At 73.5% G+C, this 22,670-nt stretch carries 24 protein-coding genes and 1 pseudogene; 11 read left to right on the top strand and 14 right to left on the bottom strand.

The genetic code is table 11. The features are described from left to right. Positions 1-9: 9 nt before the first annotated feature. A complete protein-coding gene (locus tag BMX65_RS14460; RefSeq protein WP_075000682.1) occupies positions 10-1,065 on the bottom strand; it encodes an enoyl-CoA hydratase/isomerase family protein in 1,056 nt (351 codons plus the stop codon). A gap of 305 nt (positions 1,066-1,370) precedes the next feature. Between BMX65_RS14460 and BMX65_RS14455 the strand changes: the two genes are divergently transcribed. Further along, the gene (locus BMX65_RS14455; RefSeq protein WP_075000681.1) at positions 1,371-1,823 is read left to right on the top strand and encodes an ANTAR domain-containing protein; all 453 of its coding nucleotides are present in this window, start codon (positions 1,371-1,373) and stop codon (positions 1,821-1,823) included. Between the two features lie 107 nt (positions 1,824-1,930). Here the strand turns inward: BMX65_RS14455 and thiI are convergent. From thiI to BMX65_RS14420, 7 genes and pseudogenes are all read right to left on the bottom strand, one after another. After that, a pseudogene (gene thiI / locus BMX65_RS14450) lies at positions 1,931-3,156 on the bottom strand (tRNA uracil 4-sulfurtransferase ThiI). Between the two features lie 242 nt (positions 3,157-3,398). Then, positions 3,399-3,632 (bottom strand): hypothetical protein, encoded by a 234-nt coding sequence (locus BMX65_RS14445; RefSeq protein ID WP_075000680.1) that lies wholly within the window; start codon positions 3,630-3,632, stop codon positions 3,399-3,401. Positions 3,633-4,013: 381 nt separating this feature from the next. Further along, on the bottom strand, positions 4,014-5,003 hold the full coding sequence (locus BMX65_RS14440) for a zinc-dependent alcohol dehydrogenase family protein (protein ID WP_075000679.1): 990 nt from the start codon (positions 5,001-5,003) through the stop codon (positions 4,014-4,016). Next, a complete protein-coding gene (locus BMX65_RS14435; RefSeq protein ID WP_075000678.1) occupies positions 5,000-5,902 on the bottom strand; it encodes a carbohydrate ABC transporter permease in 903 nt (300 codons plus the stop codon). The genes BMX65_RS14440 and BMX65_RS14435 overlap by 4 nt, the downstream gene beginning before the upstream one ends. Further along, positions 5,899-6,870 (bottom strand): carbohydrate ABC transporter permease, encoded by a 972-nt coding sequence (locus tag BMX65_RS14430; protein ID WP_075000677.1) that lies wholly within the window; start codon positions 6,868-6,870, stop codon positions 5,899-5,901. The genes BMX65_RS14435 and BMX65_RS14430 overlap by 4 nt, the downstream gene beginning before the upstream one ends. After that, positions 6,867-8,270, bottom strand: a complete 1,404-nt coding sequence (locus BMX65_RS14425; protein ID WP_075000676.1) for an ABC transporter substrate-binding protein — start codon at positions 8,268-8,270, stop codon at positions 6,867-6,869. Before BMX65_RS14425 ends, BMX65_RS14430 begins: the two co-directional genes overlap by 4 nt. Before the next feature lie 89 nt (positions 8,271-8,359). After that, complete coding sequence (locus tag BMX65_RS14420; RefSeq protein ID WP_075000675.1) at positions 8,360-9,121, bottom strand: DeoR/GlpR family DNA-binding transcription regulator; 762 nt, start codon at positions 9,119-9,121, stop codon at positions 8,360-8,362. A 334-nt stretch (positions 9,122-9,455) separates the two neighbouring features. Here BMX65_RS14420 and BMX65_RS14415 point away from each other — a divergent pair, with 334 nt between their 5' ends. From BMX65_RS14415 to BMX65_RS14405, 3 genes are all read left to right on the top strand, one after another. Next, on the top strand, positions 9,456-10,019 hold the full coding sequence (locus tag BMX65_RS14415) for a peroxiredoxin (protein WP_075000674.1): 564 nt from the start codon (positions 9,456-9,458) through the stop codon (positions 10,017-10,019). A 167-nt stretch (positions 10,020-10,186) separates the two neighbouring features. Continuing rightward, positions 10,187-10,852: a LysM peptidoglycan-binding domain-containing protein gene (locus BMX65_RS14410; RefSeq protein WP_075000673.1), complete on the top strand. Its 666-nt coding sequence runs from the start codon at positions 10,187-10,189 to the stop codon at positions 10,850-10,852. Between the two features lie 341 nt (positions 10,853-11,193). Further along, positions 11,194-11,730: a GNAT family N-acetyltransferase gene (locus BMX65_RS14405; protein WP_075000672.1), complete on the top strand. Its 537-nt coding sequence runs from the start codon at positions 11,194-11,196 to the stop codon at positions 11,728-11,730. A gap of 57 nt (positions 11,731-11,787) precedes the next feature. Here the strand turns inward: BMX65_RS14405 and BMX65_RS14400 are convergent, their stop codons facing one another. Then, positions 11,788-12,240, bottom strand: coding sequence for a cold-shock protein (locus BMX65_RS14400; RefSeq protein ID WP_075000671.1), 453 nt, complete (start codon positions 12,238-12,240; stop codon positions 11,788-11,790). Between the two features lie 314 nt (positions 12,241-12,554). Between BMX65_RS14400 and BMX65_RS14395 the strand changes: the two genes are divergently transcribed. After that, the gene (locus tag BMX65_RS14395; RefSeq protein WP_075000670.1) at positions 12,555-13,220 is read left to right on the top strand and encodes a hypothetical protein; all 666 of its coding nucleotides are present in this window, start codon (positions 12,555-12,557) and stop codon (positions 13,218-13,220) included. Positions 13,221-13,252: 32 nt separating this feature from the next. Here the strand turns inward: BMX65_RS14395 and BMX65_RS14390 are convergent, their stop codons facing one another. Continuing rightward, positions 13,253-13,864 carry an NAD(P)H-dependent oxidoreductase gene (locus tag BMX65_RS14390; protein ID WP_075000921.1) on the bottom strand — a complete coding sequence of 204 codons (612 nt, stop codon included), beginning with the start codon at positions 13,862-13,864 and terminating at the stop codon, positions 13,253-13,255. A gap of 387 nt (positions 13,865-14,251) precedes the next feature. On the opposite strand from BMX65_RS14390, the gene BMX65_RS14385 reads away from it, so the two are divergent. The 4 genes from BMX65_RS14385 to BMX65_RS14370 all read left to right on the top strand — a co-directional run bounded on the left by BMX65_RS14385 (position 14,252) and on the right by BMX65_RS14370 (position 16,718). Further along, positions 14,252-14,749 carry a MarR family winged helix-turn-helix transcriptional regulator gene (locus BMX65_RS14385; RefSeq protein ID WP_075000669.1) on the top strand — a complete coding sequence of 166 codons (498 nt, stop codon included), beginning with the start codon at positions 14,252-14,254 and terminating at the stop codon, positions 14,747-14,749. 89 nt (positions 14,750-14,838) lie between these two features. Continuing rightward, complete coding sequence (locus tag BMX65_RS14380) at positions 14,839-15,111, top strand: hypothetical protein (RefSeq protein ID WP_075000668.1); 273 nt, start codon at positions 14,839-14,841, stop codon at positions 15,109-15,111. An 80-nt stretch (positions 15,112-15,191) separates the two neighbouring features. After that, positions 15,192-15,548: a hypothetical protein gene (locus BMX65_RS14375; protein WP_075000667.1), complete on the top strand. Its 357-nt coding sequence runs from the start codon at positions 15,192-15,194 to the stop codon at positions 15,546-15,548. Positions 15,549-15,992: 444 nt separating this feature from the next. Then, positions 15,993-16,718, top strand: a complete 726-nt coding sequence (locus tag BMX65_RS14370) for a type 1 glutamine amidotransferase (protein WP_239502172.1) — start codon at positions 15,993-15,995, stop codon at positions 16,716-16,718. Between the two features lie 9 nt (positions 16,719-16,727). Here BMX65_RS14370 and BMX65_RS14365 read toward each other — a convergent pair whose 3' ends face one another. The 4 genes from BMX65_RS14365 to BMX65_RS14350 form a co-directional block, all read right to left on the bottom strand. Further along, positions 16,728-17,084, bottom strand: a complete 357-nt coding sequence (locus BMX65_RS14365) for a hypothetical protein (RefSeq protein ID WP_075000665.1) — start codon at positions 17,082-17,084, stop codon at positions 16,728-16,730. A 526-nt stretch (positions 17,085-17,610) separates the two neighbouring features. Continuing rightward, entirely contained in the window at positions 17,611-18,384 is a 774-nt protein-coding gene (locus BMX65_RS14360) for a polysaccharide deacetylase family protein (RefSeq protein ID WP_075000664.1), read from the bottom strand. After that, positions 18,381-19,259: a DMT family transporter gene (locus tag BMX65_RS14355; protein ID WP_177214268.1), complete on the bottom strand. Its 879-nt coding sequence runs from the start codon at positions 19,257-19,259 to the stop codon at positions 18,381-18,383. Before BMX65_RS14355 ends, BMX65_RS14360 begins: the two co-directional genes overlap by 4 nt. 8 nt (positions 19,260-19,267) lie before the next feature. Further along, positions 19,268-20,182 carry an SDR family NAD(P)-dependent oxidoreductase gene (locus BMX65_RS14350; RefSeq protein WP_244905668.1) on the bottom strand — a complete coding sequence of 305 codons (915 nt, stop codon included), beginning with the start codon at positions 20,180-20,182 and terminating at the stop codon, positions 19,268-19,270. A gap of 367 nt (positions 20,183-20,549) precedes the next feature. Between BMX65_RS14350 and BMX65_RS14345 the strand changes: the two genes are divergently transcribed. Together BMX65_RS14345 and BMX65_RS14340 are read left to right on the top strand one after the other, a co-directional pair. Next, positions 20,550-21,704, top strand: a complete 1,155-nt coding sequence (locus tag BMX65_RS14345) for an MGDG synthase family glycosyltransferase (RefSeq protein WP_075000663.1) — start codon at positions 20,550-20,552, stop codon at positions 21,702-21,704. A gap of 339 nt (positions 21,705-22,043) precedes the next feature. Beyond that, positions 22,044-22,652, top strand: a complete 609-nt coding sequence (locus BMX65_RS14340; RefSeq protein ID WP_075000662.1) for a transglycosylase SLT domain-containing protein — start codon at positions 22,044-22,046, stop codon at positions 22,650-22,652. Positions 22,653-22,670 lie beyond the last annotated feature (18 nt).

Below are 22,670 nucleotides of genomic sequence, written 5' to 3'. Positions count from 1 at the left end.
CGGAAAGCATCAGATTCGCACGCCGACTCCCAGGTCGCCGCTCTCCGGTGCGGCGAAGTGCCGCGCCACCTCCTCCTCGGAGACCTCGTCGAGCGCGGCGGGCGACCAGCGCGGGTCGCGGTCCTTGTCGATGATCTGAGCCCGCACGCCCTCCGCGAAGTCGGGCGAGGAGAGCGCGGCGACGGAGGTGCGGTACTCCTGTTCCAGGGCCGCTTCCAGGGAGGAGAGGCCGCGTGCCCGGCGCAGCGCGGCGAGGGTGACCTTGAGGGAGGTCGGGGACTTCGACTCGACGGCCGCGGCCGCCTCCTCGGCCGCCCTCCCGCCGTGGCCGCGCAGCCGCGCCAGGATCTCCGGAACGCTGTCGGACCGGTAGCAGGTGTCGATCCAGGCCCGGTGTCCGGCCAGTTCGGACTCCGGCGGGACGGCCGCGTACCGTGCCACCGCCTTCGCGGGCGGAGTGCGGGCCAGTGCGGCGGCGAAGTCCGCGAGCCGGTCCGCGGGGACGAAGTGATCCGCCAGTCCGCACAGCAGGGCGTCCGCCGCACCCACCGCCCCGGCGGTCAGCGCCAGGTGCGTCCCCAGTTCGCCCGGTGCCCGGGACAGCAGCCAGGTGCCGCCCACGTCGGGGACGAAACCGATGCCCGTCTCCGGCATGGCGACCCGCGACCGCTCCGTGACGACACGGACGCTGCCGTGCGCCGAGACCCCGACACCGCCGCCCATGACGACGCCGTCCATCAGCGCCACGTACGGCTTGGGGTAGCGGGCGATCCGGGCGTTGAGGCGGTACTCCGCCGCCCAGAACCGTGCGGAGTCGGCGCCGCCGCCCCGCCGTACGTCCTCGTGGATCCCGCGGATGTCACCGCCCGCGCACAGTCCCCGCTCGCCCGCACCGCTGAGGACGACGGCGGCGACTGCGTCGTCCCGCTCCCAGGCGTCCAGTGCCCCGGCCAGCAGGTCGACCATCTCCCTGTCGAGCGCGTTGAGCGCGCGCGGGCGGTTGAGCACGAGACGGCCGACGCGGCCGTCCGTTCGGACCAGCACGGGCGGTTCGGTCGGGGCCACGACGGCGCTCCTCTGTCACGGGGACGCCCTCCCGGGCAGGAGGGCGTCCCGCCACGGTACGGGTGCGCCGGTGTTCGCTATCTCACAGGTGCGCGTACCGCCCCGCCGGGACGGGCAGACGTGTGTCATACGACAACAGTTGTCTTCGGAGGCACGATGAATCTCGCCGTGGCGCCGCCCAGGGCAGTGGGGCCACTCCTCCACTCGCCCTGGGGCGGCAGGGCGCGCGCCCGGCTCCGCCTAGGCCGGGTCCGGGGCGCTACCGCGCCGGCTCCTGGGCCGAACCAGCTCGGATGGAGCTACGGGTGACCAGCGAGGGGACCTTCTACACCTCCGATTCTCCTCCTTCTGACGAAAGCCCCGGCGACTTCCGTGAAGAGCCCCGGGCCGGCGGCCGTGAACCGTCGGCCGCCGGTGCGGATTCCGGGGCCGCCGACCGTGCGGAGGAGACGGGTGCACCGGCCGAGGTCCACCGGCTCCGGGAGGAGGTGGCCCAGCTCCGACAGGCCCTGGAGAGCCGTCCCGTGATCGACCAGGCGCGCGGGGTGATCATGGCTTCGGGGCGCTGCGACCCCGAGACGGCCTGGCGGGTGCTGGTCGACACCTCGCAGCGGACCAACACCAAGCTCCGGGAGGTCGCCCGCCTGCTGACCCGGGCGACCCACCAGGAGCCGCTGCCGGAATGGCTGCGCAGCGCGGTCTCGGCCTCCTGCGCCCGCGCCACCCGTGCCGCCCGCCGGAACGGCGTCGGAGGCTGAAGAGCTGCGGGCGATCCGCTGCCGCGGACCTCGGCTGCCGGGCCGGAGCGGCCGGTCCTCCGGAGAGGCGCTGCCGGGCCGCTCGCCGCCGCGGTCCCGCAGCGGCTTCACACCCGTCCGGCCCGCTCCGCTCCGGCGGTGTCCGCGGCCGGTACCTCGTCCGCGCCGGGGGCCAGGGTCCAGGCGCCCGCCAGCAGTTCCTCGGCGAGGCCGGCCGGCCCCGGACGCTGTTCCACCCGTCGCAGATCGGCGACCCGGGCACGGGTGCTGACCTGGCGAGGGGCCAGCAGCGAGCAGCAGTCCTCGTCGGGCAGTACCGAGACGGCGGCGGTGCCCAGGGCCCGCGCCTCGTCGATGATCTCCTGCTTCTCCCAGCCCAGCAGGGGACGCAGCAGCGGCACCGCGGCGCCTCGTCGACAGCCGCCATGTTGGCCACCGTCTGACTGGCCACCTGGCCCAGGCTGTCCCCCGCCACCAGGGCCTCGGCTACCAGCCGCCGCGCGAGGGCGCTCGCCGTGCGCGCCATCAGCCGTCGTTGGGCCACCACGTGCAGCCGTCCCGCGCCCGCGAGCTGCTTCTGCGCCCGGCCCAGCGGGACGACCCACAGTGCGCGGCGGGGCTGGAAGCGGTTGAGCTCGCGGGCCAGCGCGTACGTCTTGTAGACGGAGGAGGCGTCGGCGTAGGGGGCGCCGGTGAAGTGGACGAAGTCGCAGGCCAGTCCGCGACGCATCGCGCGGTAGGCGGCGACGGGGGAGTCGTATCCGCCGGAGAGCAGGGCCGGCGCCCGGCCGCTGGAGCCGACCGGCAGCCCTCCCTGGCCGGGTATCCGCTTCCCGGACACGAAGCCCGCGCCCCGGTCCACCTCCACCACCAGTTCGACGTCCGGTGCGGAGAGGTCCACCCGCGCTCCCGTCGCCCGCCGCACCCGCTCTCCCAGCGCCGCGGCCAACTCCGAGGAGGTGAGCGGGAAGGACTTGTCCCGGCGCTTGACCCGTACGGCGAAGCTGGGTTCACCGCCGCTCCCGGCGCGCTCCTCCCCCGCACGGCGCAGCGCGTCGACCGCGTGTGCTCCCAGGTCCTCGACCGTGCCGGGGACACGCACGGCCGGCTGCACGACGCTGAATCCGATCACGCGGCGCACCCGGTCCACGAGCCGCTCCAGCGGAACCTCGCCGCCCACGACGGTCACGTTGCGGCCCTTCTCCAGCCAGACGGGCTCGGGGAGCGTACGGAGCGCATCCCGCAGGTTGCCGTACAGGAGTTCCTCGAACCGGGCGCGGTTGCGGCCGCGCAGAAAGACCTCGCCGTGCTTGAGCAGGACGCATGCGCGCACGTGCTCCGGCAGGCCCGGGCGGCTGCGTGGACCGGGGGTGGGACGGGGTCCTGAGACGGTCACGGAACTCTCCTCCTGGCACCCGGGCTGGGCGACCGGTCCCGGGGCCGGCCCGCGCCGCCCGGAGGAGGGGATCCGGACCGGCGAAGCCGCGGGGCCACGACAGGAAGCCGGGCCGGGGGACCCGAGCAGGAGAAAGCCCCGTCGGACGGCGCGTGAACCGTCCGACGGGGCCCGCGGGCTCAGGCGCGGGGCGGCTTGACCCACCCCTTCTTCACCAGCTTGTCGCACAGGGACCTGGCCGCGTGGTCGGTGCCCTTCATCTGCCGCTTCGCCTCCTTCACGCAGTCGGCGTACGGGTAGGGCGGTCCACCGGCACGCGTCTGCGCGGGGGACACGGCGGCGGCCGGAACTGCCGCGAACAGCACGCTGCTCACCGCGGCGGCAGCCGCCAGGGCGATACCCTTCCGTGGCACGAGTCCTCCTCTCTCGCCCCGGAGCCCGATGCTCCGGATGCACTGCCTCAACGAGCGCATCCGTGATCGGCAACGAGCCGTGGCGCCGGCCCCGCGTTCGGCGGAGCGTTCCATGACGACAACCCGTTTGTGCGTCGAAGTGGTGATCGCACCGGCTGCCCCGGCTCTGGCCGCTGTCCCGGCGGTGCGCCCGAGCCCGGCACCCGGCCGCGGTCGTACTGCCGCTCCCGACCGGCCGCTCCCGACCGGCCGTACCCGACCGGCCCGTACCCGACCGGCCGTTCCCGTCCGGTGACCGGGTACGCGTCCCAGGGCGGCGGTACGGCGCCCGCGCTCCGCGGTGCCCGCGCCGCCGGGATGTGCCCCCGGAGCGGCACCGCCTCAGGGCACCACCACGATCTTGCGGCCCTTGCCCTCGGCGAACCGGTCCAGCGCCTGCGGATAGGAGTCCAGCGGCATCCGGTCGGAGATGAACACCTCCGGGTCCAGGATCCCGCCGGCGAACAGTTCGGCGGCCCGCTCGTAGCTGTGCAGCACGGCCATCGAGCCGGTGATGGTGATCTCCTGGTTGTAGATGCGGTACGGCTCGATGGTGGCGCGTGTCGCGTAGTCGGAGACGCCGAACTGGAGGAAGGTGCCCGCCTTCGCGACCCGGCCGAGGCCGTCCTGGATGGCGGCCGCGTTGCCCGTCGCGTCCACCACCAGGTCCCAGCCGCCGGGCCGGTCCAGTTCCTCGGCGGTCGCCGCCGCGCCGCTGCACCCCAGACCGCGGGCCGTCGCCAGCCGTTCGGGGTTCAGGTCCAGAACCTCCACGCTCGCCGCGCCGGTCCGTTTGGCCAGCTCCAGCATCATCAGCCCCATCGTCCCCGAACCGTAGATCAGCACATGGGACCCGAGCTGGCTCTTGAGCACGTCGTAGCCGCGCACCGCGCAGGAGAGCGGCTCGATGAGTGCCGCGTCCTGGGTCCGCACATGCTCGGGCAGCCGCACGCAGTTGGCCGCGGGCGCGACCGCGTACTCGGCGGCGCCGCCCGCCGTGGACACGCCGATCGCGGCCCAACGGTCGCACAGGTTGTTGTGGCCGCGGCGGCAGTAGCGGCACTCGTGGCAGTACAGGGAGGGATCGACGGCCACCTGGTCCCCCTCGGCCAGCTCGTCCACCTCGCTGCCCAGCGCCACCACCTCCCCGGCGAACTCGTGACCGGGCACCAGGGGCAGCGAGGGGGCGAACTCGCCCTGCTTGATGTGCAGATCCGTTCCGCACAGCCCGCACGCCGCGACCTTCACCACCACCTCGCGGGGACCGGGGGCCGGGTCGGGAACCTCCGTCAGGGACACCTTGCCCACCGACTCGACGAGTGCGGCCTTCATTTGACAGCTCCTAGCGACAGGCCCTGGACCAGCTTGTCCTGGGCGGCGAACCCCGCGGCGAGCACCGGCAGGGAGATCACGAGAGACGCGGCGCACACCTTGGCCAGGAACAGGCCCTGGCTGGTGATGAAACCGGTCAGGAAGACGGGCGCGGTCTGCGCCACGACCCCCGTCAGGACCCGCGCGAACAGCATCTCGTTCCAGGAGAAGATGAAGCAGATGAGCGCGGTGGCGGCGATCCCGGGCGCGGCGACGGGCGCGACCACCCGGGAGAGGACGGTCGGCAGCCGCGCCCCGTCGATCTGCGCCGCCTCGATCAGCGCGGGCGGCACCTCGGCGAGGAAGGACTGCATCATCCACACCGCGATCGGCAGGTTCATCGAGGTGTAGAGGATGACCAGCAGCCAGATGTTGTCGAGGAACGACGTGTTCTTCGCGAACAGGTAGATCGGCAGCAGTCCGGCGACGATCGGCAGCATCTTCGTCGACAGGAAGAAGAACAGCACGTCGCGCCATTTGCGCACCGGCCGGATGGACAGCGCGTACGCGGCGGGCAGCGCCAGCACCAGCACGAACAGGGTGGAGAAGACCGAGGCCATCAGCGAGTTGGCGAGAGCGGGCCAGGGCCCGGCCCCGCCGCCCGCTTCGAAGAAGGTGCGGTAGCCGTCGAGAGTCAGCGGGGCGGCCAGCGACGGCGGGTTGGTGGCGGCGTCCGACTCCGAGTGCAGCGAGGTCAGCACCATCCAGGCGATCGGCAGCACGAAGAGCAGCCCGCACACCCAGGCCAGCAGGCCCAGCGCGGTGTTCTTGCGGCGGACGCTTCTGGGCGCGGCAGAAGCGGCCTTCGGTCCTGCAGTGGACGACGCCGCCTCGGGTGCGTCTGCGGTCAGGGCGCTCATGCGCGGACCTCCTCGCGGAAGAGGGACGAGACCACCCGCAGCGCGAGGGTGGCGATGATCAGCGAGCCGATGACGACGAGCACGCCGGCGGCCGAGGCGAGGCCGTACTCATGGCCCTGGTAGAAGGTCTGGTAGATGGTGTACGGCAGATTGGCGGTGCCCAGCCCGCCGGAGGTGATGGTGAAGACGGCGTCGAAGTTCTGCACGATGTAGATCGACCCCAGCAGCGCCCCCAGCTCCAGATACCGGCGCAGGTGCGGCAGCGTCAGATAGCGGAAGATCTGCCAGGCCCCGGCCCCGTCGATCCGGGCGGCCTCGATCGAGTCGGCGGGCCGGCTCTGCAGCCCGGCGAGCAGGATCAGCATCATGAACGGCGTCCACTGCCAGATCAGCGCCATCTCCACGGCGCCGAGCGGCATCTCGGCCACCCACTCCGGCTGTGGTGCGTCGTCCCCGAACAGCCAGCTCAGCACGCCGTTGAAGAGCCCGTACTCGGGGTTGTACAGCACGTGCTTCCACAGCAGCGCCGCGGCCACCGGGACCAGCAGGAACGGCGCGATCAGCAGCGTGCGCACCACGCCGCGGCCGCGGAAGCTGCGGTCGAGCAGCAGCGCCAGCAGCAGCCCGAGCACCAGGCTGACCAGGACGACGACCGCGGTCAGCACCGCGGTCGTCAGCACGGAGTCGCGCAGCTCGGGATCGCTGAGCACTTCCTGGTAGTTCGCGAAGCCGCCGAAGGACCGGGCCTCGGGGTAGAGCGCGTTCCAGTCGAAGAACGAGACCACCAGCGTGGCCGCGAACGGCAACTGGGTGACGATGATCAGGAAGACCAGGGCGGGCAGCAGCGGCGCGCGGGTGACCCAGCCGCGCAGCCGGTTGGGCGGCCCCTTCGGCGCGGCGGCGGCCCGGGCGGCCGGCGGACGCTTCTCGTCGTGCGCGCCCGGGGCCGTGGTGGTCGGAGTGCTCATTGCCCTCGCCCCTCGTAGTCGTCGGAGACCTCCTGGGCCAGCTTCTGGGCCTTGCGCAGCGCCTCGTCCACCGACTGGCGGCCCGCGATGGCGGCGCTGATCTCGTGCGAGACCTTCGTCCCGAGGTCGGCGAACTCGGGGATGTCGACGAACTGGATGCCGATTGTCGGCCGCCGCTGCACGCCGGGGTCGCGCGGCTCGGCCTCGGTGATGGCCTCCCGGGTGACCTCGTGGAAGGCACCGGCCGCCTTCTTGTACTCCGGCAGCTCGTAGGTGGAGGCCCGCTTGCCCGCCGGGACGTTGGCCCAGCCGAACTTCTCACCGACCAACTTCTCGTACTCCTTGCCGGAGGCCCAGGAGATGAACTTCCACGCCTTGTCCGGGTTCCGGCTCGCCTTCTGGATGCCCCAGGCCCAGCTGTAGAGCCAGCCCGAGCTGCGGGTCTTCACCACCGGTGCGGGCACGTAGCCGATCTTGCCCTTCACCTTGGACTTCGCGCCCTCCAGGGACCCGGCCCCGGCCGTGGCGTCGTACCACATCGCGGTCTTGCCCTGGGTCATGTTGTTCAGGCACTCCGCGTACCCGGACTGGGAGGCCCCGGACTCGCCGTGCTTGCGCACCAGGTCCACATAGAACTCGGTCGCCTTCCGGAAGGCGGGGTCCTTCAGCCGCGCGTTCCAGTCCTTGTCGAACCAGGTCCCGCCGAAGGTGTTCACCACCGTCGTCAGCGGGGCGACGAGTTCGCCCCAGCCCGGCAGCCCGCGCAGGCAGATGCCCTTCATGCCGTGCTGGGCGCCGTCGGCCTTCGCGGCGAGCTTCGCCACCTGCGGCCAGGTGGGGTGCGCGGGCATCTTCAGGCCCTCCTGGGCGAAGACGTCCTTGCGGTACATCAGGAAGGACGACTCGCCGTAGAACGGCTCGGCGTAGACCTGGCCGTCCTCGCCACTGAGCGACTCGCGCACCGGGGGGAGGATGTCCTGCTGGTCGAAGCGCTTGTCCTTGCGGGTGTAGGGGGTCAGCGAGCGCAGCCAGTCGTTCTTGGCGAAGATCGGCGTCTCGTAGTTGCTGAGCGTCGCCACGTCGTACTGCCCGGCCTGGTTGGCGAAGTCCTGGCTGATCTTGTCCCGTACGTCGTTCTCCGGGAGCGCCGTGAACTTGACCTTGATGCCGGTCTCCGCGGTGAAGTGCTCCGCGGTGAGCTTCTGCAGGTCCAGCATCTGCGGGTTGTTCACCATCAGCACGTTGATCGTGTCGCCGCCGGAGCCGAGGCTGCCCGCACCTGCGCAGGCGGACAGCGCGAGCAGCGCACTCGCCATGGCGGCGGCGGTGGCTGCCCTGACCGCCTTGGCCCGATGTGGTCGGCTGCGTATCCGGCCCTGCGGCCTGCTCTGACAGCGCATATGAACTCCTGGCGAATCGTGATATTCCGGTCGAACGCGGGCGTGCGGTACGGCCGCCCGTGCAGAAGGGGGAGCGGGGGGGGGTTGGCTCAGACCCTGATGACCTGCGGCCCGCGCAACGCGTAGCGGTGCGCTTCCGGGGCGGGCAGGTTCACCGAGGTGACCAGCGCCTCGAAGTCGGCGACCTCCGCGAAGCGGCAGAAGCTCACCGCGCCGAACTTGGTGTGCAGCCCCGCGAAGATCCGTCGCCGCGCGGCTCGCATGGCCTGCGCCTTGACCTCGCTGACCGCCGGGTCCGGAGTGGTCAGACCGTGCTCCCGGGAGATGCCGTTGGCGCCCACGAAGGCCAGATCGATGACGAACCCGGCGAGCATCTTCGTCGTCCAGTGCTCGACGGTGGCCAGGGTGCCGCCCCGTACCCGCCCGCCGAGCAGCAGCACGGTGAACTCCTCCTCCGCCGCCAGCACCCGCGCCACCGGCAGCGAGGCCGTCACCACGGTCAGCCGCCGGTCCCGGGGCAGCGCCTCGGCGATCAGCTGCGGGGTGAACCCCTCGTCGACGAAGACCGTCTCGGCGTCCCCGAGCAGTTCGACGGCAGCCGAGGCGATCCGCCGCTTCTCGGGCACGTGCATGGTGGTGCGGTACGCCAGGGTCGTCTCGAACCCGGCGCTCTCCACCGGATAGGCGCCGCCGTGGGTCCGGCGCAGCAGCCCGTGTTCCTCCAGCACCCGCAGGTCGCGGCGGACCGTCTCCTTGGCGACGCCCAGTTCCTCCGCCAGCGCAGCCACCTCGACGGAGCCCAGCCGCCGCGCCGCGCCGACGATCTGCCGCTGCCGCTCCGCCGCGCTCATGGCCCCGTCGCCCCTCTCCGTTCGGTCACGGACATGCCCGTTCCTGCCCGTGTGGAGAGTTGTACCGGGCCCTGTGCGGTACGACCAGCCTCCCGGCGAAGGAGTTCGTGACCGCTTCTGCCCGTCGGTACCGCCCGCTGAGACGCTTCTGAGCAGGCACGACGTATCAGCGGTCGAGCGGGTTTCGACCGTTGGAGGCGAACACTCGCCCGTTCGGTGCCCGTTCCGCTCCACGGGCCGTACGGACCCGGAGTCGTGCGGCCGGTGCGGCGCGGGCGCGGATAGCGTTCCGGGGACCCCACCGCACGCGCCCCGGCACGGGGAAGGACACCACGTGGACGACCTGACGCGACTGCCCGCGGGACTTCCCGAACCCGAGGACGACGGTGCCGCCGACCATCTGCCCGGAACGCGGCTGCCCCACCTCGAACTCCCGCATCTCGACGGCCGGCTGGTCGCCCTGGACCGGCTGGGCACCGGGCGCACCGTCCTGTATGCCTTTCCCCGCGCCGCCCGCCCCCGTGAACTGCCCGACGGCTGGGACTCCGTCCCCGGCGCGGCAGGTTGTCTCCAGGAAGCGTGCGGATTCCGCGACCGGCACGCGGAGCTGCTCACCGCCGGGGCGTCCCGCGTGTTCGGCCTCTCCGGTCAGGACAGCCCGTGCCAGCGCGAACTCGCCGGGCGGCTGCGGCTGCCGTTCGGCTTGCTCTCCGATCCGGTGCTGACGCTCGCGGGAGCCTTGCGGATGCCCGTTCTCGAAGTGGACGGGCGGCTGTTCTACCGGCGCCTCACCCTGATCGTCCGCGACGGTGCGATCGAGCACGTCTTCCACCCCGTCTTCCCTCCGGACCGGCACGCCGCGCAGGTTCTGGACTGGCTGCGGGCCAACCCCGCCTAGGTACCGCCCATCGGGGACGCCGGGTACCTCTGGACGGGTGAAAGATCGGCAAAGCAGAACGGATCGTCGGCCCGGACGGCATCTGACGGAGTTTGCTACGGCCCTGACGGGCTTTCCTCTGACCCCAACAGAGAGCTTCCGGGCTCGACGGTAAGGACTTGATTCAGATGCGTAAGACCAAGATCGCCACCTTCGGCGTCCTCACGGCTGCCGCGGTCGCCGTTCCGGCCGCGCCTGCCTTCGCGCAGGAGGGGCAGTCATCCGACACGCACACGCACACGGAGGCCGCGCAGCGTCAGGACCCCACGACCACCACCTACCAGGTGCGGCCCGGCGACACGCTCTCCGAGGTGGCCCGGAGTCACGGCACCAGATGGCAGGAACTCGCGGAGCGGAACGCGCTTCCCGATCCCGACCGGATCTACCCCGGGCAGCGGCTGACCATCGAGGAGGCCGCACCCCGGCCCGCCCCGGCGGCCCCGGGCAGCGCGACCGGGCCCAGCGCCGGGCAGGAGCCGGCGCCGCAGAACCAGCAACCCGTCCCCGAGCAGCAGGAATCCGCCCCTGAGCAGCAGGCGCCGCGGAGCAGCGCTCCCGCCGCGCCGGGCGCCTCGACGGCGGAGAGCGCGGCCAAGGCGGAGATCATCCGCCGGGAGTCCAGCGGCAACCCGAACGCGCAGAACGGCAAGTACCACGGGCTGTTCCAGACCGACCAGCCCTGGGGCAAGGGCACGGTCGCCGAACAGCACGCCGGTGCCGAGCGCTATGTCAAGGAGCGGTACGGCTCCTGGCAGGCGGCACTCGCCTTCCACGACGCGCACGGCTGGTACTGACCCGCACCGGGATGCCGCCGAATCCGGTCCGCCGTCCCCGGTCCGTGCGCCGTCACGGCGGACCGGGGGCGGGCTCCCGGGGCTCCCCGCCCCGCGGGAGCCCCGTACCGGAGCTGTGCTAGCGTCTCGGATCGGCGACCGCCCGGGTCGCCGATCCGGACGAGACCAGGGGAGATGAGCTGATGATTGCCGTGCAGACCACCGCTTCGCGCGGTGTCCGGACAGTTTCCCTTTCCCCTGTCCCGGTTCCGGCCTGAGCCCGGGGCGTCGGCCGGCCGTGTGCCGGGCGCCCTGCGAGCACGCCGCCAGCACCGGGACCCCTCGTATCGAAGGTGTTCCCGTTGTCCCAGCCTTCCGCAGGCTCTTTCACCACCCGACCTGAGCGGTCCGGCTCCGCTGCGGACGCCGCCGCGATCCGCCGGATCCTCCTCGCGGCCTTCCCGACGTCCGCGGAGGCCGATCTCGTCGAGGCGCTGCGCGCCGATCCCGACGCGTGGCTCGACGGACTCTCCCTGCTCGCGGAGACGCCCGACGGCACTCCGGTCGGGCAGGCCCTGCTCACCCGCTGCCACGTGGCCGGACATCCCGCGCTCACGCTGGCCCCGTGCGCGGTGCTGCCCTCATGTCAGCGCACCGGGGCCGGTACGGCGGCGATCCGGGCCGCGCTGGAGGCGGCCCGGGACCGCGATGAGAATCTGGTGCTCGTCCTCGGGCATCCGGAGTACTACCCCCGGTTCGGGTTCCTGCCGGCCTCCCGGTTCGGGATCCGCGCACCCGTCGAGGTACCGGAGGAGGCCCTGATGGCCCTCGTCCTGGACGCGGAGGCGGGGCCGGCGCCCTCCGGGGTCATCCGCTACCCCGCCGCCTTCGGCATCTGACCCCGCCGGCACCCGCGGCGGCCCGCACGGCGGGCCGCCGCGGGCCGCACGCCGCGGTCAGTCCTCGGCCCAGCCGTGGCTCTTCCCGAACTGCACCAGACGCCGGCGGATGTCGAGGATCTGCGCGCCGGTCAGGTCCGGTGCCGTCTCCAGCAGCAGTTCCGTCACCGCCCTGGTGTACTCGGCGACACCGAGCACGTCGCACATCGGATCCTCCCCGTCCTCACCGCGGGAGGCGGCCGGTCCGTGCGGGGCCCGGTCCCTGCCAGGCGAAGCGGTCTCGGGCCCCGCGTCCGAGCGGTCCAGCAGCCGGACGGAGGAGGCTTTCAGGCCCCGGTCCCCGTCCTCGATCTCGAACTCCACCGCGACGCCGCTGTGCACGAACGATTCCGGCATCATCAGGTCGTTCGCATGCAGGAAGACGTCCTCGCCTCCGTGGTCCGGGGCGATGAACCCGTACCCCCGCGCACCGTCGAAACGGACGACTCGACCGACAACTGTATTCACCATTCACCCCAACCGCACTCCCCCGGGCCCCGTGCCCGGACATCTGCTCCGGATCCTAGCGAGCGGGGAGCGCGGGCGGACACGGACGACCGGTAACGAAGGGCAACAGGGGCACATGCGCTCCTCCCGCATCCCCTCATCGGATGACAGCACGTCAACTTCGTTGCCTCCGAGCGTATTCGGCCCCTGCGGGCGCGGTTCGTGGTTTACCGGCGCGGTGTCCGGGAAGCCGGGCAGATGCCGGGCCCCTCCTCCGCGGCCCGCCCCTCAGCACGGCTCCCGGACGCCTCCCGCCGGGAGCCGGGGAGAAGGTGCCCATGTTCACCCTCCTGCTCGTCGCCGGTACGGCCGTGATCCTGGCCGTCGCCTTCGTCCTCGCGCTCCGTCTGCGGCGGCGGGCGGCGGCCGTGGAGGCGCGGCTGCTGGAGCGCCGGTTCGGCCCCGAGTACACGCGTGTCCTGGCCCGGCGGCACGGCGACGCCCGCACCACGCGGCGCGAGTTGTCCGGCCGGCTCGAGCGGTACGGCGCCCTCGCGGTGCAGCCGCTCGCCTCCGGCGCGCGGGAGCGCTATCTCGCGCAGTGGAAAGCCGCCCAGGAGGACTTCGTCGACTCCCCGGCCCGGGCACTCGGTGCGGCCGAGACGCTGCTGGAGCGGCTGTCCGAAGAGCGGGGATACCCCGCCGGACTGCCGTTCGAGGAACGCCTCGCCGCGCTCTCGGTGCACCACGCCCGGCGGGTCCAGGGGTACCGGCAACTCCGGGACGCGCGGCGCGCCGGCGGCGGCTCGGCCCCGGACGCCGCTGAGACCGAGAAGATGCGGGCCGCACTGCTGGCGGGGCGCGCCCTCTTCGACTCGCTCCTCAACGCCCGCGCCAGCGCTGCCGCGGCCGAGCGGGGCCGCCCCTCCCGCCCCGGGCTGTCCCGCGGGCTCGCCGCCGCTCACCGGCAGCAGCCGCCCGGCACGGGGCCGGACGTGCACTGACCCCGAGGCGGCGCCGGGAACTCCGCCGGAGGTCAGTCCAGGAGCGCGGCCGCCAAGGCCCGGGCCTGCCGCAGCCAGTCGGAGCGGCGTGCCGCGTCGGCGTCGGTGACCGTGCGGAAGACGGTGCGCCGCACGTCCGTGATGCCCGTGTACGGCAGGACGCAGGCCCTCCAGACACTGTCCAGCGGGTCGTTGAACTCGCGCTCCTCCCGCTCCGCCGGGGTGTCCGAGGTGTTGAGGACCAGGGCGCGGTCCGCGGACAGCAGCCCCGCCGGCTCGCCTTCCGCCGCGGCCAGCTTGTATGCGACGCCGGGCACCAGAACCCGCTGCACCCAGCCGGTCAGCACCGCGGGGGGCATGCCCCACCAGTTGGGGTGGACGAAGACCAGCGCGTCGGCCTCGGCGACCTGCGCGCGATGCCGTTCGAGCGCCGGATCCGTGTTGCCGTCCGCGTCCGCCGCCGCTCCCAGCGGCTGCACGGTCTCGGTCTCCGACGCGGTCAGGAGCGGGTCGAAGCCCTCGGCGTACAGGTCGTGGGCCCGTACTCGGCAGCCGTGCTGCCGCAGTTCGTCCACGACGGCGTCGAACACGGCGTGGTTGAAGCTGCCGGGGCGCGGATGCGCCAGATAGGCGGCTATGCGCATGGGGACTCTCTTCTCCGGTGGGCCGATGTCGGCCGCGGTGGCGATCGGTCTGCGGGTGCCGGGCGGCCCGGATGGGGGGCTCTCGAGCCAGGTGCCATTGTGGTGCAGCACCGCAGCGGCGGTACCGCCCGCCACGTGCTGCGGGGCGCGGGTTCCGCCGGGCATGACATGGCGGCTGACCGGGCATACGGGGTGCTCAGGGAGAGGCTTGCCGACGACGGACGCCGCAGTGGACCGGTGGAAGCTGTCCCGCCGCGCAGCGGAGCAGCACGGGTCCGGGCGTGCGAAGCGTCCGGACCTTCCCCGCGTCGGTGTCCGCGGGCACCGGCGCGGGGACAGGGAGCCGAACCCGGTCTGGCCGTGCCGCCGTTAGGGAGTGGTACTGATATGGGCGGGGATCCCTCACTGCCCGGTGGCTGTGCCCAGCAGGCCGGACAGCGCGCCGGTGAGATCATAGAACTGCTGGAAGTGCTCTGGGAGCAGGGCAGAAACGCGACCGCCCGCGCGCCGGTGTCCCCTTCCCAGTTGCGCGTCATGTACTGCGTCGACCGTGACGAGGGAATGAACCTGCGGGCGCTGGGGGAGGCGCTCGGCTCCGCGCCGTCGTCGGTGAGCAGGCTCTGCGACCGGCTGGAGGCCATCGGATTCGTCGCGCGTTCACCGAGCCCCACCAGCGGACGAGAGTTGGAGCTGCGGTTGACTCCGCAGGGCAGAGCGCATCTGCGAGATCTGCGCGAGCGGCGCGAGGAGGCCCTGCTCGGCATCCTGGCCACCATGCCGCCCGGAGACCGTGAAGCGCTTCTCACGGGCCTCCGCGGGTTTGCCGACGCCGCGGCGAACGGCTCCTCCGAGTGTTCCCGGCCGGTCTCACCAGCCACACCTTGATCAAGCCCGGGTTGCAGAGGTGTCACACGGGCTACCCAGCACTGCTCTCGCTCCATAGGGTGGCGGCACCGACCCTGGAGGGGGAATTAGTGTCGTACACAGGACCGCCCAATCAGCCGTACCAGCCAGGCCCGCCGCCTGCGAACGATTCCAACACGCTGAGCATCGTCGGGATCGTGCTCGGTGCCGTCGCCTTCATCTTCTGCCCGCCCGGCTTCGGGATCGCGGGGATGGTCTGCGGCTTCGTCGCCAAGTCCAAACAGGAGCGACTCGCACCGGTCGCGATCGGGGTGTCCGTCGCCGGACTTGTCATAGGCATGTTGCTCGGTTTCCTGGTGTTCAGCGGGATGTACGGCGCCTGACCGGCGAAATGCGCACCCGCACCGAACGCGGACGCGCTCCGCGGGGTTTGGGACCGCGTCGTGCGGTCACCCGTGGCGGCATGGCTGACCCGGTGAAGAACTCCAAGGGACGCAGCGCGGAGCGCGCGGTCGAGACCGTGACGGCGAACGGAGCCGGACCCGGCGCCCATGGCGCCGCCACGGGTGAGGGTACGCACTCCGCGGGAGAGAACCCCAGGACGAAGGGAGAGGCCGCCAAGGACACCCTCGTGTCCGCGGGGGCCAAGGCCGGCGCGGCTGCCGCCGCCGGTGCGAGCGCCGTCAAGGAGCGCAGGAACCTCGCCGCGGGCGCGGCCGGCGGTCTCCTCGCTCTTCTGGCGGGAGCGTTCGCGCTGGGGCGGAGGACCGCCCGGAGCAGCGCGGGACCCGTGACGCGATGGACCCGCGGCCGTATCTGAGCGGCCGGGGCGGCGACCGGAGCGGGGCGCAACGCGCCGTGCACAGAGCGAGGGCCGGGCAGGACACGCATCCTGCCCGGCCCTCGCTCTGTGCCGTCACCGGAGGTGCGGCGCGGCGGAGTCCGGACGCCCACGCCGTCGTGCGCGCTGCGACGTCTCCTGGCGGAAGACCGGCGGCCCCGCCGAAATGCGCACGCCGTCCTGCCCGGTGTGACGCCCGCGCCGTCGTGTGCGTGGCCGCGCGGGGCCCGGGCGGCCGCGCGGTGGCGGGAGGCCGCTGTCCCGTACCGCGGACCCGGCGGCCGTCCGGTCGCGGTCGGCGACCGGGGCCTCGGACCGGACCCGCGGGCCGTGTCAGCATGGCGCGGAAGCCGGCGCAGCCGGAACTCGGGTCAGGGACCCGAGGCCGGCGGCCGGCGCGGATGCGAGCGGAAGGCGGGCGCGGTGGCGACGACAGCTTGGGTGGTGCAGAACACCCCGCAGGGCGGGCCGGGGCGGTTCGGCGACTGGCTCACCGAAGCGGGCCTCGACGTCCGGACCGTCCCGGCCCACGAGGGGGCGCCGCTCCCCTCGCGACTCGCGGGCGGGGCCCTGGTGGTGCTCGGTGGCGGTTTCCTGCCCGACGACGACGCCCGCGCCCCGTGGCTGGCGCCCACCCGCGCACTGGTGGCCGAGGCGCTCGACACGGGTGCGCCGCTGTTCGGCATCTGCCTCGGAGGGCAGATGCTGGCGCACGTCGCCGGGGGAGCGGTGGCGGCGGAGCACGGCGAGCCCGAGATGGGCAGCACTGCGCTCACCCTGCGGGCCGAGGCGCAGAGCGATCCGCTCTTCCACGGCCTGCCCTCGCCGGTGACGGCCATCGAGCGGCATGTGGACGCCATCACGGCACTGCCGCCCGGCGCCGCCTGGCTCGCGCGGAGCGAGCGCTGCCCCTACCAGGCGTTCCGCGTGGGGGAGCGGGCCTGGGGCGTCCAGTTCCACCCGGAGACCTCGCCGGACCGGATCCTGGCCTGGGACTTGGCGGGCCGTGCCGAACGCGCCCTCGATCGCGCGGAGCTCCACCGCCGGGCGACCGAGGACGCCGTCACCGCGACGCCGGTGTGGCGGAAGCTGGCCCACCGGTTCGCGGTATCGGTCCTGGGAGCGGACCGGGAGATCGGGCGCGGCTGACCGCCGGGGTCAGGGACGCACCTCGATCCGCCCGATGCCGCTGCCCAGTTTGCTGCAGTGCGCGGTGGACTGGCCCGACTGCCCCGGCCGCAGCGATACACGTTCGCCGTCGATGTCAGGGCTCCAGCCGCAGACCAGATGGACCCAGAAGGTCTGCGTCGCCCTGCCGTTGTTCCTGCACAGGGCATAGCCGGTGTACTCGTCGTTGTGGTGCCTGCCGGTGTGGCAGCTCAGGCCCGGCGGAGTGGCGGCGCCGACGGCGGCCACGGTGGCAGCGGAGGGCAGGGACAGCAGCGTCAGCGCGGCGAGCGTGAGAGCAGCGAGCCTGGCCGCGGCCCTGAGGGGCCGTACGGTGACCGGTGTCATGCGGTGCTCCTTGGTCGAGGGCGGTGCCCTTCGAGTGGTTCGCCTGCTGACTCCCCCGCCGCACGGCCGAAAAACTGCGCATACCTTGACACTTGGTGAACTACCCGCAGGATCCCGTCATCCAGGACGCGGCGCCGGAACCGGCCGAGCCCGGCCCGGACCGGGCGGCCAGCTCCGGGGCGGCCGATGCCCGGACCGTCGCTGTCGGAGTCAGCGGCACGGGACCCTGCGTCCTGCTCGCCGATGCCGATGCCGATGCCGATGCCGATGCCGACGCCGTGGCGCCCGCCTCCGCGATCCGCTACGGCGTCGACACCCGCTCCGTGGACCAGTTCGCCCGCATCGGAGCGGAGTCGGGCACCGAGGAGGTCCGGCGCCGCTCCGTCCACCGGGCTCCCGGGGCCCCGGCGCACCTCCCCGGCATCGGGGTCCACGGCGCCCCCGGCTGCCGAGTCCCGCTGTGCCGGGCGGACGCGCCGGGCGGTACCGCCGGGACACGGCGTCCCCGGTCCGCCGCGCGGTGCCGTCAGCCCGTGAGCGGCGATCGCTCCGGCCCGGCCGTCCCCCCGCGCACCGCCGCCGACCCGTGCTCCGCCAGCGGACCGATACGCCAGGACGCGGCCCGGCAGAGGGTGACCAGACGGGGCAGGGCCGCCAGCGTGACCCGCCAGGAACCTGGAGCGCTGTTGCGGTCGCTGTCGTGCAGGAGGACGGTGGCCCCGCCGCTCAGACGCGCGCGCAGCGCGGTGAGCACACTGTCCGGTCCGGCCCCGGCCTGCCAGTCGCGGCCCCAGGCGGTCCACAGCACCGGCTGCAGCCCCAGCCGCCGGGCGGCCCACCAGCGGGTCGCGGTGAGCACTCCGTACGGAGGCCGGTACCACAGCGGCTCCGTCCCGGTGGTCTCCCGCACGGCCGCCAGCGCCCGCTCCAGGTCCCGGCGGTCGGCGACCGGGCGGGGGAGCCAGGGCGGCTGGTGCTCCCAGCAGTGCACCGCCAGCTCATGCCCCTCGGCGGCCATGCACCGCACCAGAGCGGGGTGGCGCAGCACGGCAGCACCCTGGAGGAAGAACGTCGCCCGCAGCCCCAGCCGGTCCAGCTCCCGGAGGAAGGCCGGAGTGGACCGGGCGTCCGGTCCGTCGTCGAAGGTCAGCGCGATGTGGTCGGCCCGGCCGCGCCCGTCCAGCTCCGGGCGGAGTGCGGCCCGCACCGGCGGCAGCCAGGTGGCGGCCGGCAGGATGTTCGCGGCCGCGACGGCTGCCGGCGCTGCCACCAGCGTGGACAGCACGCGGGGCCGGTTCACCAGATCTCCTTCTCGGAGGTGCCCGCCACCGCCGGCGACCTGGCCAGTTGCACACTCCCCGCACTGATCAGCGCCAGCGCGGCCAGCTCCGGCAGCACCCGCCAGCCGAGCGACAGCCGCTCGTCGAACAGCGCGGCGCCCAGCACCACGCTGAGGAACGCGTCCCCCAGCGTCAGCGCGGGCTGCGAGGCGACCAGCGTCCCCGCGTGCAGTGTCATCTGCAGCAGCAGGAACCCCGCTCCGCCCGCGACAGCCACCCCGTAGGTCTGCCACGCCGTCAGCAGCGCCACCAGCCCGTCGTCCGCGAGGTAGGAGATCGCGTCCTTCATCAGCGCGGCCGTCACCCCGAACAGCACCGCCGTGGCCGAGCCCAGCACGGTCGCCCGCGGCGCGGAGGGCAGCCGGAAGGCCACCACGACCAGCACCGCCACCAGTGCCACGGCCAGCGGCGCCATCACCATCCAGCGCCCGGAGGGCACAGAGGCCGCCCCGCCAGAGGGCCAGACCAGCCACAGGAACGCTGCCAGCCCCACCACCATCGCGGCGAAGGCCGCCCACGCCCGCCCGCCGGGCCGCTGCCGGAACACCAGGCCGCCCAGTACCAGGGTGAACAGCAGCTCCGTCGTCATCACCGGCTGCACCACGGCCAGCGGCCCCGTCGCCAGCGCACCCGCCTGGCACACCGCCGACAGCACCAGCGTGCCCGCTCCCCACAGCCACACGGGACGGCGCAGCAATCCCGGCAGCCACGACAACCGCCGCCCGGAGGGGCCCGGCCGCTCCACCGCCGCCGCCCGCCGCTGGAGCACCGAGGCGGCCGCGTTCCCCATCGCGGCGAGCACCGCCAGCACGATCGAGAGAGCTGTCCACAGCACGCGGGCGCCTAGCCGAAGCGCTGGGCCAGGCTGCGGAACACCCCCGGGGCCGTCCCGTGCAGCCACGCGGGCATGGCCATCCAGGACGGCACATACGCGTTGGGGCGGCCCGTGCGCAGTGCCCGGCACACCGCCTCGGCCACCCGTGTCGCGGGCACGGGACGCGGCCGGTCGCGCCGGTAGGGGGCCCCGCGGCGCTGGAAGAAGGGGGTGTCGACCACTCCGGGCAGCACCATCGAGACCCCCACCCCGCTCGGTGCCAGCTCGTAGCGCAGGCTGTCGGCGAACGCGGCCAGCCCGGCCTTCGTCGCCGAGTACACCGCCTCGCCCCGCACCCCGACGCTGCCCGCCATGGAACCGATCAGCACCACCTGTCCGCAGCGCCGGTCCACCATGCCGGGCAGCAGGAGCCGCACCAGATGCAGTGTCGCGTTCAGGTTCAGGGCCAGCACCTCGTCGATGTCCTCCGGGGGCATCGCGGCGAACGACCCCGCCCAGCCGATGCCCGCGCCCGCCACCAGCGCGTCCACCCTGCCGCTGTGCACCAGGGCCTCCTCGGCCAACTGCGCGCGGGACCGCGCGTCGGCCAGGTCCGCCGCCAGCGGCACCCCGCCGGTCCGGGTCGCCACCTGCCCCAGCCGTCCCCCGTCCCGGCCGTTGAGCAGCAGCCGCCAGGTGCCGTCCGCGGCGAGCTCCTCGGCGACGGCCGCTCCGATGCCCGAGGACGCTCCGGTCACCAGGGCCACCGGGCGGTGCGGCCGGCTCTCCGCTTCCGCGCCCGTCGGTGCGCGCCTGAGCGGCCGGGCGCGGGTGGGCACCGACAGCCGACCGGTCGGATGCCGCCGGTAGCGGTGCCGCAGCGAAGGGGCCCGGAGCGGCGGATGCGTCGGACGGCCGTCGGATCTGCCGAGCCTGTCGAACACGGACGCCTCCGGTGAGCAGTACGGGCCCGACGGGGCCGGGAACATGTACCGGGGCACAACCGGCCCCGGCTCCAGCATGCTGGCAACCGTGCTCCGTATCCGCCCGGAGCCCTGCCCGGGTCCGCCGAACCACCTGTTCGGCTCCCCGCGCCTCCGGCCGGGCTGCCGGGAGGCCGGGCCCGCGGCGCCCGGCCGGAACGGCTGAGTGTCGCTACGCCGCCGCCGACGAGCGGCCAGCACACTGGTCTACGGATGTGCCGAGGGTCTACGGACGTGTCCAGCCGCCCGCAGAGCCCCGGCGCGCTGTCCCGGGCCGAACGGGTTCGGGACCGCGCCGGTCCGCGCCCGCCGACGACCCTGGAGCCCCATGCCGCACCGCTTCCTGCTGCTGAGTGCCAGCATGGGCGCGGGCCACGACGCGGTCGCGCACGAACTGGCGCACCGGCTGCGGGCCCGCGGTCACCCGGCTGTCGTACGCGACATCCTCGGCATGCTCCCGGCGGGCAGCGGCCGGGTGCTGCGGACCGGCTACCGGGGCACCGTGCGGCACGCACCGAAGCTCTACGGCGCGGTGTACGCGAGCTTCCTCGCCACGGCCGCCGCGCCCGGACCGCGCCCCAGCAGCGCACCGCTGGCGGCGCTCGCCGAGCGCCCGCTCCTGAGGGCCGTCGCGGAGTGGCGCCCCGACGTCGTCGTGCCCACCTTCCATCTGAGCGCACAGGTGACCGGGCGGTTGCGGGCCCGGGGCGCGCTGGAGGTGCCCGCGGCGGTCGTCGTGGTCGACTTCGCCGTCCACCGCGGCTGGCTGCACCCGGGGAACGACCTCCATCTGTGCGTCACCGAGGCCGCCGCCGCACAGGTGCGTTCCGCGCTGGGAGGCCCCGCGCGGAACACGGGGCCGGTGGTGCCCGCCCGGTTCTTCCGGCCCCGGGACAGCGACGGCCGCTGGCGGGCCCTGCTGGACCGGCATGTGGCAGCGGCGGCGCAGCACACCCGCCCGCTCTCCACGGAGCGGCCCGCCGTACTGATGTCCACGGGCGCCTGGGGCGTGGGCACCCGACTGATGGAGACGGCGCGGCACCTCGCGGACCATGGCTGTGTCCCGGTGCTGCTGTGCGGGAACGACACCCGGCTGCGGCACCGCGCGACCCGCCACCCCGGCCTGCTGCCGCTCGGCTGGGTGACCGATCTGCCGGGCCTGATGGCGGCGACCCATGTGCTGCTCGACAACGCCGCGGGCCAAACTGCAGCCCAGGCGCTCGCGGCGGGCCTGCCGGTCGTCGGCCACCGTCCGCTGCCAGGGCATGCCGAGGCGGGTGTACGGGCCATGGCGCAGGCCGGACTCTCCCGGTACGCCGCCGGTGCGGCCGAACCGGCGCACAGTGCGCACGAGCTGGCGTTCCCGGGCCCCGCCCGCGCCCGGCTGGCCGCGGCAGCCCGTGCCGCCTTCCACGGCGACCCGGTCGACGAACTCCTGGGGCTGGCCGGACGAGCGGACACGGCGGACTCCCGGACAGCCTGACGTGCGGGGCCGGTGTCTTCCCGGTTCGTGGCGGTGTGCGCAGGGGTGGGTACTGGGGGTGTGGGGGTGGGGGTGTGGCGGGGTGGGTGGTGTGAGGCCGCCCATAGGGTCCAGGTCACGTACGACTCACCCTCGTATGTCCGGAATGCCGGTATCGGGGTGGGTGCGGGGTCAGCATCCCGGGCCGGGTGTGGGGGACTAGGCCGGGTCGTAGGTCACATGTTTGCCGGGGTGGGGGGTGTCTTGCGCACGGTGGGCCCCACGCCGCGCAACCACACTCCGGCAGCCCCGTGTCGGGTGCGGCGTCACGTCCCCCACGCGAAAGGCCCCCCCTTCCCCATGCGCACCACCCTGAGCACTCTGACCGCAGTCCGTCCCACCCGTCGTGTGGCCGTCAGCGGTCTGACCGTCCTGGGTGCGGCCGGTATCGCCGCCACCGCCCTGACCGGCACCGCCCACGCCGCCCAGCCCGACGCCGCCTCCCCGGCCGCCCACCGGGCCGCCGCCACCGCCCAGCACCTGACCACCCAGGCCACCCAGGCCGAGCAGAGCGCGGACAAGGCCGCCAAGGACAACAGCAAGAGCAAGGACAACAGCAAGGGCGAGGGCGAGGGCAAGGGCAAGTACGCGGACAACCTCGACGGCTGGATCCGCGAGGCCCGCGCCGTCATGGCCAAGCACGACATCCCCGGCAGCTACGACGGCATCAAGCGCAACATCATCCGCGAATCCGCAGGCGACCCCGACGCCGTCAACGACTGGGACATCAACGCCCAGAAGGGCATCCCCTCCAAGGGACTCCTCCAGGTCATCCAGCCCACCTTCGACCAGTACCACGTCAAGGGCACCCCCGACGACCTCACCGACCCCGTCGCCAACATCGTCGCCGCCTGCAACTACGCCGCCGACCGCTACGGCAGCATGGACAACGTCGACTCCGCCTACTGACAACACCCCCCACACACA

The sequence above is a fragment of the Streptomyces qinglanensis genome (assembly GCF_900111245.1).
Classification (GTDB): domain Bacteria; phylum Actinomycetota; class Actinomycetes; order Streptomycetales; family Streptomycetaceae; genus Streptomyces; species Streptomyces qinglanensis.
The sequence above is the reverse complement of the archived record's forward strand: the minus strand, read 5'-3'. Positions and strand labels throughout refer to the sequence as shown.

Excerpts from the sequence above, each read along its gene's own strand:
- BMX65_RS14440 (WP_075000679.1), bottom strand. The coding sequence starts at position 5,003 with ATGAAGGCCGCACTCGTCGAGTCGGTGGGCAAGGTGTCCCTGACGGAG.
- BMX65_RS14435 (WP_075000678.1), bottom strand. The coding sequence starts at position 5,902 with ATGAGCGCCCTGACCGCAGACGCACCCGAGGCGGCGTCGTCCACTGCA.
- BMX65_RS14430 (WP_075000677.1), bottom strand. The coding sequence starts at position 6,870 with ATGAGCACTCCGACCACCACGGCCCCGGGCGCGCACGACGAGAAGCGT.
- BMX65_RS14425 (WP_075000676.1), bottom strand. The coding sequence starts at position 8,270 with ATGCGCTGTCAGAGCAGGCCGCAGGGCCGGATACGCAGCCGACCACAT.
- BMX65_RS14420 (WP_075000675.1), bottom strand. The coding sequence starts at position 9,121 with ATGAGCGCGGCGGAGCGGCAGCGGCAGATCGTCGGCGCGGCGCGGCGG.
- BMX65_RS14410 (WP_075000673.1), top strand. The coding sequence starts at position 10,187 with ATGCGTAAGACCAAGATCGCCACCTTCGGCGTCCTCACGGCTGCCGCG.
- BMX65_RS14400 (WP_075000671.1), bottom strand. The coding sequence starts at position 12,240 with ATGGTGAATACAGTTGTCGGTCGAGTCGTCCGTTTCGACGGTGCGCGG.
- BMX65_RS14395 (WP_075000670.1), top strand. The coding sequence starts at position 12,555 with ATGTTCACCCTCCTGCTCGTCGCCGGTACGGCCGTGATCCTGGCCGTC.
- BMX65_RS14390 (WP_075000921.1), bottom strand. The coding sequence starts at position 13,864 with ATGCGCATAGCCGCCTATCTGGCGCATCCGCGCCCCGGCAGCTTCAAC.
- BMX65_RS14385 (WP_075000669.1), top strand. The coding sequence starts at position 14,252 with ATGGGCGGGGATCCCTCACTGCCCGGTGGCTGTGCCCAGCAGGCCGGA.
- BMX65_RS14375 (WP_075000667.1), top strand. The coding sequence starts at position 15,192 with ATGGCTGACCCGGTGAAGAACTCCAAGGGACGCAGCGCGGAGCGCGCG.
- BMX65_RS14365 (WP_075000665.1), bottom strand. The coding sequence starts at position 17,084 with ATGACACCGGTCACCGTACGGCCCCTCAGGGCCGCGGCCAGGCTCGCT.
- BMX65_RS14345 (WP_075000663.1), top strand. The coding sequence starts at position 20,550 with ATGCCGCACCGCTTCCTGCTGCTGAGTGCCAGCATGGGCGCGGGCCAC.
- BMX65_RS14340 (WP_075000662.1), top strand. The coding sequence starts at position 22,044 with ATGCGCACCACCCTGAGCACTCTGACCGCAGTCCGTCCCACCCGTCGT.